The sequence below is a fragment of the Pseudomonas abyssi genome, from assembly GCF_002307495.1.
Taxonomy (GTDB): Bacteria; Pseudomonadota; Gammaproteobacteria; order Pseudomonadales; family Pseudomonadaceae; genus Halopseudomonas; species Halopseudomonas abyssi.
On sequence record NZ_NTMR01000003.1, the window covers coordinates 1 to 14,031 of the forward strand.

The following is a 14,031-nucleotide window of genomic DNA, read 5'->3' on the forward strand; positions in this document are numbered from 1 at the left end:
CAGTCAACATACAAGGGCCACAGCATGCTGTGGCCGTCGGGTGCTACGCCGGCGTTCGCGCAGGCATGGCCCATCGCTTGCCGACGATGGTGGATGTACATCATGCTTTTCATTCATCGCGGCCCTGCGCACAATGCCGCGATGAACTCTGACCGTGAAGATGCTGCCATGACCTCTGAAGACCTGCCCCTCTCCGGCCGCCGTATTGCGCTGCCCGAGAGTCGTGAACTCGACCTGTTTGCCGACATGCTGATCAAGCGTGGTGCGGGTGTGCTGCGCTGTCCGCTGGTGGCGATCCATGACGCGCCTGACCCGGCGCCAGTGCTGGCCTGGATGCATACGCTGATCAGCCAACCGTTTGACCGTTTGATTCTGCTGACGGGCGAGGGCTTGCGACGCATGCTGGCGCTGGCCGAGCGTCAGGGTGGCAGCCTGCAGGCAGACTTTATTGCCGCTCTGGAAGGCATTCCCAAGCTGACTCGCGGCCCCAAGCCGGGCGCTGCGCTGCGCAAGGTGGGTCTCAAGGCAGACCAGGTTGCGGTGTCGCCGACCACTGAAGGCGTGATCGAGACCCTCAAGGACGAGAATCTGCGCGGTCAGCGTATCGGCGTGCAACTCTACGGCACTGATCCAAACCGTCGGCTGGTGGAGTTTCTTGTCGGCGCCGGTGCCGAGGTCAGCACCGTAGCACCCTACATTTATGCTGATGATGTGGAGGATGCACAGGTCGACGCGCTGATTGATGCGCTGTTGGCGACCGAGGTAGATGCCATCGCCTTCACCAGCGCCACCCAGGTGCGCCGCCTGCTGCAGATTGCCAAGCGGCGGGAGCAGGGTGAGGCAGCGCTGCTGTCGGCGCTGGGCCGCATCAAGGTGGCTGCCGTTGGGCCGGTGGTGGCCGACGAGCTGACTGCATGTGGCGTGCAGGTAGATTTGATGCCCGAGAGTAGTTTCTTTATGAAGCCACTGGTGCGTGAGCTGGTGAAGGTGCTGGGCACGCGTTGAATCGCCCTGTGCCTCCGGCAAGGCGGGCGGCAAAAAGGGTGCGAATCCAGCGGCAATACGCCCTGGCTCTTGTCACGCGCAGATGCTGGGGCAACAATGCGGTTTTGCTCACGCCATAGCACCAAGGACGCTGGATGACCACCGAACCCGCCGCACTGCGCCTTAACCCCGAACAGCTCACCGCCCCCATCGACCTCGATAATCTTGGCTTTGCCACCACCGACGATCTGGAACCCTTCCGCGGCATTCTTGGCCAAGAGCGGGCCGTTGAGGCGCTGCAGTTTGGCGTCGCAATGAGCCGGCCCGGTTATAACGTCTTTGTTATGGGCGAGCCGGGCACTGGTCGTTTCTCCTACGTCAAACGCTATCTGCAGGCCGAGGCCAAGCGTCAGATCACGCCGCAGGACTGCGTCTACGTCAACAACTTCGACGAGCCGCGCGAGCCTTGGGTGATCAGCTTGACGCCAGGCTCCGCCGGACAGCTGATCGAAACCATCGAAACGCTGATCGACAACCTGCTGGCGACTTTTCCTGCGGCCTTTGAGCACCCGTCCTATCAGCAGAAGAAAAACGCCATCGACCGCGCCTTCAATCAGCGCTACGACCGGGCGTTGGATGCGGTCGAGCGGCTGGCGCTGGAAAAGAGCATCGCGCTCTACCGCGACGCGCAGAACATCGCCTTTACGCCGATGAAAGAAGGTAAGGCGCTGGATGAAGCCGAGTTTGCCCAGTTGCCCGAAGAGGAGCGCGACCGCTTTCATGCAGACATCTCTGCGCTGGAAGAAAACCTCAACGAGGAGCTCTCCAGCCTGCCGCAGTGGAAGCGCGAATCCAGCAACCAGTTGCGTGAGCTGAACGAGGAAACCATCACCGACGCGCTGCAGCCACTGCTGGAGCCGCTGCTGGAAGCCTATAGCGGCAACCAGGCGGTGTGCGACTACCTGCAGGCAATGCGTCAGAACCTGCTCAAGACGGTGATTGATCAGCTGGTTGAGGAGCGCGCGCTGGAGAGCCGGCCGGACGCCTACAAGAAGCAGCTGCTGACCGAGCAGTACTGCCCCAGCCTGATCGTTGGCCATGCGACCAACGGCGGTGCGCCCGTGGTGCACGAGCCGCACCCGTCCTACGACAACCTGTTTGGCCGGATCGAATACTCGCCGGAGCAGGGCGCGTTGGTCACCAGCTATCGCCACATCCGCTCCGGTGCCCTGCATCGGGCCAACGGTGGCTATCTGCTGCTTGAAGCGGAGAAGCTGCTGAGTGAGCCCTTTGTCTGGGATGCGCTCAAGCGTGCGCTGCACTCACGGCAGCTGAAAATGGAGTCCCCCTGGGCGGACATGGGGCGTCTGGCGACGGTCACTCTGACGCCACAGGTGCTGCCGCTGAACCTTAAGGTCGTGATCATCGGCTCACGGCAGGTCTATTACGCCCTGCAGGACCTGGATCCGGATTTTCAGGAGATGTTTCGCGTGCTGGTCGACTTTGACGAGGACCTGCCGCGCACACCCGACAGTGTCGAGGGCATGGCGCAGTTGCTCAAGACGCGTACCTCGGAGGAGGGGCTGGCACCGCTCAGCGCCGCGGCTGTGGCGCGAGTACTGACCTACAGTACCCGGCTGGCCGAGCACCAGGCGCGGCTGTCGGCGCGTATCAGTGACATTTTCCAGCTGGTCGCTGAGGCTGACTTTCTGCGCCAGCTGGCCGGTGACCCTTTGACCGATACCGCGCACATCGAGCGCGCCCTGCGGGCCAAGGAAACGCGTACCGGCCGGGTCAGTGCGCGTATTCGTGAGGACATGGTGTCCGGCGTGATCCTGATCGACACCGACGGTGCAGCCGTTGGCAAATGCAACGGCCTGACGGTACTGGAAGTTGGCGACTCGGTGTTTGGCTTGCCAGCGCGTATCAGCGCCACCGTGTATCCGGGCGGCAGCGGTATTGTGGACATTGAACGCGAGGTCAACCTCGGCCAGCCGATTCACTCCAAGGGGGTGATGATTCTCACCGGTTTTCTGGGTAGCCGCTATGCGCAGAAATACCCGCTGGAGATCTCCGCCAGCATTGCGCTGGAGCAGTCCTACGGCTACGTGGATGGCGACAGCGCCTCGCTGGGTGAAGTCTGCACCCTGATCTCCGCGCTCTCTCGCACGCCACTCAAACAGTGCTTTGCCATTACCGGCTCGATCAATCAGTTCGGCGAGGTGCAGGCGGTGGGAGGCGTTAACGAGAAGATCGAGGGCTTCTTCCGCTTGTGCCAGGCCCGTGGCCTGACCGGGGAGCAAGGGGTTATCATTCCGCGCTCCAACGTGCCTAACCTGATGCTGGATGAAGAGGTATTGCAGGCGGTGCGTGCTGGTGAGTTCGCCGTGTATGCCGTGTCCTGCGTTGATCAGGCGCTGGCATTGCTGGCGGGTGCGCCGGCCGGTGAGTTGAACGCCGAGGGTGACTTTACCGAGGGCAGCATCAACGCCCTGGTGGTCGCGCGGTTGGCCGAAATCGCCGAGCGGGATCGCGAAGAGGATGAAGACGGGGAACAGGCCGACGCTGAGGGTAAGTGACAAAAGGCCACTATGTCTCGCGCCGCACCTGCTCTGGTGCGGTTCACGGGGTTCTGTCTACAGGGTTATCCACAGCTTTGGCTGCGCCGCGCTGCTGCGACGGGGCGTCGCGTGGGCGCATTTGTAGCTTGACGCGGGCTTGTTCATCTGAGTTTTGATTGGCTTGCGGTCAAGCCAGAGGCGGCATATGGGCTGGGCTGCAAGCCTGCGAAGAGTAAAAGGCGCGGCTGCTGTAACCGTTGTGCAAAAAACACACTGTTTGCCGAAGTCGCCGAGTTTATAAGGCACAGGGCGGTTTATCAGACCACTGCACACAGACTTATCCACAGATACTGTGCACAACTGTTCTGACCATGAGTTATCTACACGAGGCACTATTGTTTATGGAACGTTTACTGGAAAACATGATGTATTCGGCGCGCTGGATTCTGGCGCCCATCTACTTTGGCCTGTCATTCGCGTTGCTGGCCCTGGCGGTCAAGTTCTTCCAGGAGCTCATTCATCTGGCGCCGCACCTGCTTGAAACCGCCGAGGCTGACCTGATTCTGGTTGTGCTCTCGCTGGTGGACATGGCATTGGTCGGTGGCTTGCTGGTCATGGTCATGATCTCCGGCTACGAGAACTTTGTGTCCCAGCTAGATATCGACGAAGGTAAGGAGAAACTCAGCTGGCTGGGCAAGATGGACTCCGGTTCGCTGAAAATGAAGGTGGCAGCGTCCATCGTTGCCATCTCTTCGATCCACCTGCTGAAGGTATTCATGAACGCGACCAACATCGATAACGACAAGCTGATGTGGTACGTCGTGATTCACCTGACCTTTGTTGTGTCGGCTTTTGCCATGGGCCTGCTGGACAAGCTAGCCAAAGACAAGAGTTACGACTGATTGTCTGTATAATTTTGTTGCTTTTTTGATCGTGGTGTATAGTCTCTGTATAGGTTTTTGGAGGCATAGCCATGACCCTGGAAGAACTGCATAGCGCCGCGCGTGAGGGCCAGCTGCAGCGTTTATCGCTGCTGTCTCAGGAAGGCAGCCTGTATTTGGTTGAGGCCCGCATCGACGGTCATACCGCGCTGCTGTGCGACGAGGGTGTGGCAAAGCCGCGGCACTTCCGCTCGCTGGTCGATGCGCGACGGGCGCTCAAGGAATTGGCCTGGCCGAGCATTGATCTGGTACACCTGAATGTTGCCGATGAGGCGTGCGCCGGCGATCCCTTGAGCCCGGCGGCAGCTCAGGGGGCGATGCGGCTGCGTTTGCCACTCCGGCCGTGAGTGTGCGCCGCCTGGTGCTGCTGCTGGGTGATCAACTGGACCCGGAGATCAGCAGCCTGCGTGACGCCGATCCGCAGCGCGATTGCATTCTGTTGGTCGAAGCGGCCGAAGAAGGGCGCTACGTCCCCCATCATCCGCAGAAAATCCTGTTTATCCTCTCGGCCATGCGCCACTTCGCCGGGTATCTGCGCGAGCAGGGTTTTACCGTTGATTACATCACCCTGGATGACCCCGCTAACACCGGTAGCCTGCACGGTGAGCTGGCGCGTGCCCGTGAGCGATACAAGCCAGATAGCATCCTGTTGACCGAGCCGGGGGAGTGGCGGTTGCTGGAGCGCTTTTGTCAGCGTCAGTCCGACTGGCCCGAGCTTGAATTGCGTGCTGATACGCGCTTCTTCTGCAGCAAGGAGCGCTTTGCTCGCTGGGCTCATGGGCGCAAGCAACTACGCATGGAGTATTTCTACCGCGAGATGCGCCGAGAAAGCGGCCTGTTGATGACGCCTGATGGCGAGCCGGAGGGTGGTGCCTGGAATTTTGATGCGGATAACCGCAAAGCGCTGCCGCGTGGTACCAGAGCGCCGGCGCAGGCGCATTTTCCAGCAGACCGCATAACCCGTGACGTCGAGGGGCTGGTGCGTAAACACTTTGGCGGCCACTACGGCCGGCTGGACGGTTTCGACTACCCGGTGACGCATGCAGACGCGGATGCCCTGTGGCAGCATTTTCGTCAGCACGCACTGGCCTGCTTCGGTGATTATCAGGACGCCATGGCGACTGATGAGCACTGGTTGTTCCACGCCCGCATTGCCGCGGCCATGAACATTGGGTTGCTGGACCCAAGGCGCGTCTGTCTGGACGTCCAGGCGGATTGGCAGGCCGGGGCCATTCCGTTGAACGCAGCGGAAGGCTTTATTCGCCAGATTCTGGGGTGGCGAGAGTATGTGCGGGGCATCTACTGGCTGATGATGCCGGAGTATGCCGAGCGTAACGCCTTTGGCAACCAGCGCGCCTTGCCCGAGTTCTACTGGACCGGCCAGACCCGCATGCGCTGCATGCAGCAGGCCATCGGTCAGACCCTCGAACATGCCTACGCTCACCATATTCAGCGGCTGATGGTGACGGGCAATTTTGCCCTGCTGGCGGGGGTTGAACCCACGCAGATCTGTGATTGGTATCTGGCGGTTTATATGGACGCCTTTGACTGGGTAGAGCTGCCCAATACGCTGGGCATGGTGATGCACGCTGACGGCGGGTTTCTTGGCTCCAAGCCCTATTGTGCCAGCGGCCAATATATCAAGCGCATGTCCGACTATTGCACGGGCTGTCGCTACAAGGTCAGCGAGCAGACCGGGGCCAAGGCGTGCCCGTTCAATGCGTTGTACTGGCATTTCATCATGCGCCACCGTGAGCAACTGCGCGGTAACCCGCGCATGGGGCTGGTGTACCGCAATCTGCAGCGCATGCCAGAGGCGAAGCAGCAGGCGTTGTGGGACTGGGGTGAGCACCTGCTGGCGCGGCTGGACGCGGGCGAGGCGTTATGAGGCGCAAGGGCGACTTGCCACAGAAGGTCTGCGCGGTCTGTGGCCGCCCCTTCAGCTGGCGGCGCAAGTGGGCTTTGTGCTGGGATGAGGTGCGATACTGCTCGGAACGCTGCCGACGAACGCGCCGCAATTGATGCTCAGCTGGCGGCCAGCACGATGAATTTGGGCGCCGCTGCCACTTGCTCTATGGTGTCAAAGTAGCGCTTGAGCGTCTGGTGATAGCCCAGATGGCGGTTGCCTACCACCAGCAGCCGGCCGCCCGGGGCGAGCGCGTGGTGGCTCTGGCGAAACAGCCGTCGGGCGATTTGGTCGCCGACCACCTGTTGCTGGTGGAAGGGCGGGTTGCAGAGGATCAGGTCTGCGCTGTTCGTTGTGGCCTCGCTCAGGCCATCGCCGACGACAAAGTGAGCGCTGCGTCCGGGAAAGGCCTCGGCAAAGTTGTCGCGCGCCGAGGCCACCGCCGCCCAGGACTCGTCGATAAAGGTGAGTTGTATGTGCGGATTGCGCTGGGCAGCCAGCAAGCCGAGCGCGCCATTGCCGCAACCCAGATCAACCACCCGGGCTTCGCCCAGGTCGGCAGGAATACAGGGCAGCAACACGCGGGTGCCGATATCCAGCTTCTCGCGGGAGAACACGCCGGGGCGGTTGCGCAGCTGCAGGTCTGTGCCCTCCAGCGGGTAATGGCTGGTCAGGTCGCGGATGCCAGGCTGCAGGGATGGGTCGTATTGGCACTGCAACAGGCGAGCCTTTTTCCAGCCGAGCGAAGCCTGGTAGGGGCCGATGTGCGCAGCCAGCAGGTCTCCGGCGCTGGGCGGCAGGTGCTTGATCATGCTGCCTGCCAGCAGCAGCGCCCGGTCAGCCAGCAGCGGACGCAGTCGTTGCAGCTGGTCCTGCAGCAGACTCAGGCTCTTGGGGATACGCAGCAATACCTGCTGATAGCGAGCTGTGGGTGTCTCGGTACTGTTAAAAAAACGCACGGCGTCGCTGCCCAGTCCGTTCGCCGCCAGGTTGCTCTGCAGCGCTCGCCAACTCATCCAGGAGTCACCCCAGCTGTGCACGGTCTTGCCTGCCGCCGCCAACGCGCAGGCCAGTGCGCCAAAGCCGTCGTTGATCACCAGTAGCGGCTGGTCGCTTTCCGGCTCTTGCTGTACCCGTTGCAGCAGATACAGGTCAGCAGTATCGAAGGCTTGAAGCGCGGCATTGCGGGAGGCGGGGTAGCGCTGCAATTGCAGCGTGCCGTAGGGCGTGGTGCAGGAGAGCATGGCGGGCCAGTGCGTTGAACGGGGGCGGCAGTATAGCATCGAGCGGGGGCGGTGCCCCGCTCCGGGTGGCGGCCCTCAGGCTTGTTTCTGGTCTTTCAGCAGGTCGCGAATCTCGCTCAGCAGTACTTCTTCCTTCGACGGCGCTGGCGGGGCGGCGGGCGCTGCCTCTTCCTTTTTCTTCAGGCTGTTCATCACACGTACGGCAACAAAGATGGCGGCAGCGATGATGATGAAGTCCACCACGCTTTGAATGAACAGGCCGTAGCCAATGGCGACTTCAGCGGCTTCTCCTTCGGCTTCCTTGAGCACGATCGACAGCTCGTTGAAGTTGACGCCACCGATCAGCACGCCCAGTGGCGGCATCACGATGTTGTTGACGAAAGAGGAGACGACCTTGCCAAAGGCGGCGCCGATGATGATACCCACGGCCATGTCGACGACATTGCCGCGCATTGCAAAGGTCTTGAATTCGCTCAGCAGCTTCATGCTTGTAGTCCTTGTCTGACGCCCCGTTGGCGTGCCTTGATCATAGCCAGCTGCCGGCGTTCATACCAAGCGTTATATGTCGCGCGCTCAGTGCTCTTTCAGTGCATCAGTCAGGGTCTCGCAGACGATGCGCAGCGCCTGAATGCGCGCGTAGCGTTTGTTCTCTGCTGGAATCAGGTGCCAGGGGGCTTGGCGCGTGGAGCAGTGTTCGACCATGTCGTTCATCGCCTGCGCGTAGTCGGGCCAGCGCTCGCGATTGCGCCAGTCTTCCTCGGTCAACTTGTAGCGCTTGACCGGGGACTCCTCGCGGGCCTTGAAGCGCTTCAGTTGCTCCTCTTCGGTAATCGCCAGCCAGAACTTGATCACCAGGGTGCCGCTATCGCTCAGTTGCTGCTCGAAATCATTGATTTCGCCATAGGCTCGTTGCCAATCGGGGGCTTCGCAGAAGCCTTCGACCCGCTCGACCAGTACCCTGCCGTAGTAGCTGCGGTCGAAGACCACCACGTTGCCCGGTGCCGGAATGCGTCGCCAGAAGCGCCAGAGATAGGGCATGCGGCGTTCTTCGTCGGTAGGTGCGCTGGTGCCGTGCACGCGCAGAATCCGTGGGTCCAGGCACTGCGTGATGCGTCGGATAGTGCCGCCTTTACCGGCCGCGTCGCTGCCTTCAAAGACCAGCAGCAGCGAGCGACGAGCAAAGCGTGGATGCTGGATCAGCTCGCGCAGTCGCGCCTGCCAGGTTTCCAGCTGCGCTTGGTAGTCATCTTTGTCCAGCGCCAGGCTGTAGTCCAGCTGGCCCAGATAGTCGCGCTGGGCTGGCTGCCAGCCATAGACCGGCCGTGGTGCCGGCTCGCAGGCCAGGCGCTGGCGCATGGCCTCGAGCACGATCTGGCCAATGCGCTGGTCGCGTTCGTGTGGGTCTGCTGCGGGCACGCGAATCCAGGGCGCGCCTTGGGTGGAGGTCAGCTCGGTCATCAGCCGGGCACCTTCGCGTACCTTCTCGTAATCGGCCGCGCTGAAATCGCCCCACTCGCGCATGGCGACGGTCTGCTTCAGCAGGGCCGGGTCGATGCGCTGGTGCTTGCCCTGCTGGTCATCGGTCAGGTGCAGCCAGATCTTGACCAGAATGATGCCCTCGTCGTTGAGCAGGCGCTCAAAGCGCAGAACTTGCTGCATCTGGGCGGTAAAGCGAGGAATGCTCATCTGGCCGCGGCTCAGGCGCATCAGTGGCTGGTGGTACCAGGAGCCGAGGTAGAAACCCAGCTCGCCCGTTGGCGGCAGGGTGCGCCAGTAGCGCCAGAGCCTCGGCATGCGGCGCTCCACCCCTTTGGGCAGGGCAAAGGCACGGGTGTTGAGGTAGCGGTTGTCGAGCCATTCGTAAAAGCTGTGAATAATCTCGGCCTTGCCGGCAAAGTCGTTACCGCTGATCAGCAGCAGTACCGAGCCATGCTGCAGGGTGCGCAGCTCGAACTGGGCCTCGAGCAGCTCTTCGCGCAGGGCCTCGCGTTCTGCCTTGCGTTTGCGGTGGTGGTCCTTGTCGCTCATGCGGGCACCTTTGACCAGTCAACCTCAGGGATTTGCTCGTAGGCCGGGCGGGCCAGCAGGTAACCTTGGAAAAGGTAGACGCCTATGTCGCGCAGGAAGGTCAGCTCGGCGACGGTCTCGACGCCCTCGGCAATGACCTCGATACTGAGCGCCTGACAGACGCCGAGAATGCCGCGCACGATGGCCTGACGAACCGGATCGCGGTCAATGTTGCGCAGCAGCGCCATATCCAGCTTGATGATATCGGGCTGAAATTCGGCCAGCAGGTTCAGACCCGAGTACCCAGCGCCAAAGTCGTCGATGGCGGTCTTGAAACCCCGGCGGGTGTATTCGCCGAGAATGCTCTTGAGATGATCGTGATCGGCGACCTGCTCTCCCTCCGTTACCTCGAACAGCAGGCGCTCCGGCGGGAAGTTGTAGCGCTTGGCAGCTTCCAGTGTGGCGCGGATACAGGTCGCCGGCTCGTAGACGGCGTTGGGCAGAAAGTTAATGCTGACGTAGCAGGATAACTGCAGGCGAGCGGCCAGCTCGACGGCCTTAACTCGGCAGGCCTGGTCAAATTGATACCGGTTGTCGTCGGTCACCTGTGCCAGAATGGCGGCGGCGCCGCTGCCGTCGGTGCCGCGCACCAACGCTTCGCAGGCAAACAGGCTGCGGTTGCGCACATCGACAATCGGCTGAAAGGCCATGCTGAATTCAAAGGGCAGAGCGGGGCGCTCTGTGCACGCACGGCAGGGTGGCGGGGATGGGGATTCGCTCGTCATGGTATCGGATCCTTACGACTGACTCGCTGCCTCTTGTCAGTCTTTATGGGCGACAGTGCGCAGTGTTACGTTGCCGCCCGAATTGGCGACAGACCTTAGGTTGCCAGTATGGCACGATGCAAGCAAAGCATGTTGAGACCGATATGGCCAAACAAAAACGCGTATACGGTTGCACCGAGTGCGGTGCGACGTTTTCCAAGTGGGCAGGGCAATGCCCAGAGTGCCAGGCCTGGAACTCGATGGTTGAGACCGTGGTGGACACCACGCCAACGGGCGGTAGTTCGTCACGTTCAAGCAACTGGACCGGCCAGCAGGCGCAGATCAAGACCCTGGCCGAAGTAACCACCGAAGAAACGCCGCGTCAGGCCAGCGGCTCCTCGGAGCTGGACCGGGTGCTGGGCGGTGGTTTGGTAGGCGGTTCTGTGGTGCTGATTGGCGGTGATCCCGGGATCGGCAAGTCCACCATCTTGCTGCAGACCCTGTGCCGTCTGGCCCAGAGCATGCCAGCACTGTATGTCACCGGTGAAGAGTCGCAGCAGCAAGTCGCCATGCGTGCCCGCAGGCTCGGGTTGCCGGAGGACAAGCTGAAGGTGATGACCGAGACCTGCATCGAAAGCATTGTCGCGACTGCGCGGCATGAGCAGCCCAAAGTCATGGTGGTGGACTCGATTCAAACCATTTTTACCGAGCAGCTGCAGTCTGCCCCGGGCGGCGTGGCTCAGGTGCGTGAAAGTGCCGCGCTGTTGGTGCGCTATGCCAAGCAAAGCGGTACGGCGATCTTTCTGGTCGGGCATGTGACCAAGGAGGGTTCGCTGGCGGGTCCGCGGGTACTGGAGCACATGGTCGATACCGTGCTGTATTTCGAAGGCGAGGCTGATGGTCGCTACCGCATGCTGCGCGCCGTGAAGAACCGCTTTGGTGCGGTCAACGAGCTGGGCGTGTTTGCCATGACCGACAAGGGTCTGAAGGAGGTCGCCAACCCCTCGGCGATTTTCCTGTCACGCTATGACGCGCCGATTCCGGGTAGCGTGGTGATGGCCACCTGGGAGGGCTCACGCCCCATGCTGGTGGAAGTGCAGGCGCTGGTCGATACCAGCCATTTGGGCAATCCGCGGCGGGTGACCCTTGGCCTGGATCAGAACCGACTGGCCATGCTGCTGGCGGTGTTGCACCGCCACGGTGGCGTGGCGACCTACGACCAGGATGTGTTCGTCAACGTGGTGGGCGGAGTGAAGGTGCTGGAGACTGCCGTTGACTTGGCGTTGCTGGCGGCGGTGATGTCCAGCCTGCGCAACCGGCCTCTGCCGATGGATTTGATGGTGTTCGGCGAGTTGGGCCTCTCGGGCGAAATTCGCCCGGTACCCAGCGGCCAGGAGCGCCTCAAGGAAGCCGCCAAGCACGGCTTCACCCGCGCCATCGTGCCCAAGGCCAATGCGCCTAAGGAGTCACCCAAGGGGATGCAGGTCATCGCGGTGACCCGATTGGATCAGGCGTTGGCGGCGATATTCGAGTAGCAGCGGCCTAGCCGCTGCTACAGCTGCAAGCTGCAAGCTACAGCTACAAGCTACAAGCTACAAGCTGCAAGCGAAAAGCTGGAGGAAAAGCGCCCGGGGCTAGTCGCTGGGGCAGAGGCTCTCTCAGCTTGTTGAGGCTTGAGGCTTGAGGCTTGAGGCTTGAGGCTTGCAGCTGCGGCGCTCGCCGCCGCCTACAGCAACGCCCCCAACTCACGCTCCAGCAGTGCCTCATCACCCAGGTTGAGGGCGATGAGGCGGCGCAGGTGGCTGATGGAGTCGAGATCGATGTGTTGGCATTCGAACCCCAATAGGCCTTCCTCGGCGTGGGCGAGGGTGACCTCCATGCGAATCTGGTTGGCGCCGGCCAGCTCGATGAGGGCGATGAAGGGGGCGCGAGCGCGCTGCGCATCCCATCCATCGGGTTCCAGCAGCAATAGGCCGCGCAGAGAAACATCCACCAGTTGCACGGTAATGCACCAGTCATCCTGCTGCAGCAAGGTATGCCCGTCGAAGGGGACGCGGCTGAAGCGGCGGCGATCATCGTGCATGGTCGGCTCCTGTCACTGGGACGGCTATTCGAAAGCGCGGATCAAGTCCACATGCGACCTGGCGGCCAGGCAGGCCGCTCAAGCAGGCAGCGGACGTGTTGTGTTGGCCTGCTTGAGCCCGTCCGGAGGGCGTGCGGAATTGGTTTGTGCTTTCCTTACTATAGCTGCTTTTTCAGACCACACCCTGTGCCAGCATGGCGTCGGCCACTTTGACGAAACCGGCAATATTGGCGCCGCGAACGTAGTCGATATGACCGTCCTCGTCCTTGCCGTAGTGCTCGCACGCGGCATGGATCGACTGCATGATGCCATGCAGCTTCTCGTCTACCTCGCCCGCACTCCAATGCAGGCGCATGGCGTTCTGGCTCATCTCCAGGCCGCTGACCGCGACACCGCCCGCATTGGCTGCCTTGCCCGGCGCAAACAGCACGCGGTGTTCCTGCAGCAGGTCAACGGCTTCCAGTGTGCTGGGCATGTTGGCCCCTTCGGCCACGGCAATGCAGCCGTTGTCGATCAAGCTGCGCGCGTCGTCGGCGTCCAGCTCGTTCTGGGTGGCGCAGGGTAGCGCGATGTCGCAGGGCAGATGCCAGGGGCGCTGGCCAGCGATAAACTCGCAGCGGTCACCGTGCAGGGCGTCGAGGCGGCCACGCTGCTCGTTCTTCAGGGTCATCAGCGCATCCCATTGCTCCAGCGTCATGCCGTCCGGGTAGTACAGGGTGCCGCCGGAGTCGGACACGGAGATGACCCTGCCGCCGAGTTCCAGCACTTTCTGCGCTGCGTACTGGGCGACATTGCCCGAGCCGGAAATCGCCACACGCTTGCCTTCTATCTGCTGGTCGCGTTGCTTGAGCATTTGCTCGGCAAAATAGACGCAGCCATAGCCGGTGGCTTCCGGGCGGATCAGGCTGCCGCCGTAGGCAATGCCTTTGCCGGTCAGCACAGAGGTAAATTCGTTGCGCAGGCGCTTGTATTGGCCATACAGGTAGCCAATTTCACGGGCGCCAACACCGATATCGCCGGCGGGGATATCCAGGTCTGCACCAATATGGCGCGACAATTCGGTCATAAAGGCCTGACAAAAACGCATGATCTCGCCGTCGCTTTTGCCCTTGGGGTCAAAGTCCGAGCCGCCCTTGCCACCGCCCAGCGGCAGGCTGGTCAGCGCATTCTTGAATACCTGTTCAAAGGCGAGGAACTTGAGGACCCCGAGGTTGACCGACGGGTGGAAGCGCAGGCCGCCCTTGTACGGGCCGATAGCGCTGTTCATCTGTACGCGATAGCCGCGGTTGACCTGGACCACGCCCTGGTCATCGACCCAGCAGACGCGAAACTGGATCACCCGCTCAGGCTCGATCAGGCGCTCGATGATACCGGCACGCAGGTACTTGGGGTTGGCTTCCAGGAAGGGCCACAGGGTGCTCAGCACCTCTTCGGCCGCTTGATGGAATTCTGGCTGGTAGGGATCGCGGAGCTTCAGTTCGGTCAGGCAGGCAGCCAGGGTCGGAGTCATGTCTGGGGTCACTTTTTTATACGTTCAGGGC

General features: G+C 61.8%; 13 protein-coding genes. 7 read left to right on the plus strand and 6 right to left on the minus strand.

Annotation, left to right across the window (positions count from 1 at the left end):
* Positions 1-102 precede the first annotated feature (102 nt).
* From CNQ84_RS02510 to CNQ84_RS02535, 6 genes are all read left to right on the plus strand, one after another.
* Complete coding sequence (locus tag CNQ84_RS02510; RefSeq protein WP_217350046.1) at positions 103-1,005, plus strand: uroporphyrinogen-III synthase; 903 nt, start codon at positions 103-105, stop codon at positions 1,003-1,005.
* A 134-nt stretch (positions 1,006-1,139) separates the two neighbouring features.
* Positions 1,140-3,563 (plus strand): Lon protease family protein, encoded by a 2,424-nt coding sequence (locus CNQ84_RS02515; RefSeq protein ID WP_096003357.1) that lies wholly within the window; start codon positions 1,140-1,142, stop codon positions 3,561-3,563.
* Between the two features lie 383 nt (positions 3,564-3,946).
* A complete protein-coding gene (locus tag CNQ84_RS02520) occupies positions 3,947-4,447 on the plus strand; it encodes a TIGR00645 family protein (protein ID WP_096003358.1) in 501 nt (166 codons plus the stop codon).
* 71 nt (positions 4,448-4,518) lie between these two features.
* A complete protein-coding gene (locus CNQ84_RS02525) occupies positions 4,519-4,833 on the plus strand; it encodes a DUF6482 family protein (RefSeq protein WP_096003359.1) in 315 nt (104 codons plus the stop codon).
* The gene (locus CNQ84_RS02530) at positions 4,830-6,374 is read left to right on the plus strand and encodes a cryptochrome/photolyase family protein (RefSeq protein ID WP_096003360.1); all 1,545 of its coding nucleotides are present in this window, start codon (positions 4,830-4,832) and stop codon (positions 6,372-6,374) included. The genes CNQ84_RS02525 and CNQ84_RS02530 overlap by 4 nt, the downstream gene beginning before the upstream one ends.
* Entirely contained in the window at positions 6,371-6,508 is a 138-nt protein-coding gene (locus CNQ84_RS02535; RefSeq protein WP_096003361.1) for a DUF2256 domain-containing protein, read from the plus strand. Before CNQ84_RS02530 ends, CNQ84_RS02535 begins: the two co-directional genes overlap by 4 nt.
* Positions 6,509-6,511: 3 nt before the next feature.
* Here CNQ84_RS02535 and CNQ84_RS02540 read toward each other — a convergent pair whose 3' ends face one another.
* From CNQ84_RS02540 to CNQ84_RS02555, 4 genes are all read right to left on the minus strand, one after another.
* Complete coding sequence (locus tag CNQ84_RS02540) at positions 6,512-7,636, minus strand: methyltransferase (protein WP_096003362.1); 1,125 nt, start codon at positions 7,634-7,636, stop codon at positions 6,512-6,514.
* A gap of 75 nt (positions 7,637-7,711) precedes the next feature.
* Positions 7,712-8,122: a large-conductance mechanosensitive channel protein MscL gene (gene mscL, locus CNQ84_RS02545; protein WP_096003363.1), complete on the minus strand. Its 411-nt coding sequence runs from the start codon at positions 8,120-8,122 to the stop codon at positions 7,712-7,714.
* A gap of 87 nt (positions 8,123-8,209) precedes the next feature.
* Positions 8,210-9,664, minus strand: coding sequence for a polyphosphate:AMP phosphotransferase (gene pap / locus CNQ84_RS02550; protein WP_096003364.1), 1,455 nt, complete (start codon positions 9,662-9,664; stop codon positions 8,210-8,212).
* Positions 9,661-10,428 (minus strand): EAL domain-containing protein, encoded by a 768-nt coding sequence (locus CNQ84_RS02555; RefSeq protein WP_217350047.1) that lies wholly within the window; start codon positions 10,426-10,428, stop codon positions 9,661-9,663. The genes pap and CNQ84_RS02555 overlap by 4 nt, the downstream gene beginning before the upstream one ends.
* 143 nt (positions 10,429-10,571) lie before the next feature.
* Between CNQ84_RS02555 and radA the strand changes: the two genes are divergently transcribed.
* Positions 10,572-11,942 carry a DNA repair protein RadA gene (gene radA, locus CNQ84_RS02560; RefSeq protein WP_096003366.1) on the plus strand — a complete coding sequence of 457 codons (1,371 nt, stop codon included), beginning with the start codon at positions 10,572-10,574 and terminating at the stop codon, positions 11,940-11,942.
* A gap of 191 nt (positions 11,943-12,133) precedes the next feature.
* On the opposite strand, the gene CNQ84_RS02565 is transcribed toward radA, so the two are convergent.
* Positions 12,134-12,490 carry a PilZ domain-containing protein gene (locus CNQ84_RS02565; RefSeq protein WP_096003367.1) on the minus strand — a complete coding sequence of 119 codons (357 nt, stop codon included), beginning with the start codon at positions 12,488-12,490 and terminating at the stop codon, positions 12,134-12,136.
* Between the two features lie 172 nt (positions 12,491-12,662).
* Positions 12,663-14,000: an NADP-specific glutamate dehydrogenase gene (gene gdhA, locus CNQ84_RS02570; protein WP_096003368.1), complete on the minus strand. Its 1,338-nt coding sequence runs from the start codon at positions 13,998-14,000 to the stop codon at positions 12,663-12,665.
* Positions 14,001-14,031 lie beyond the last annotated feature (31 nt).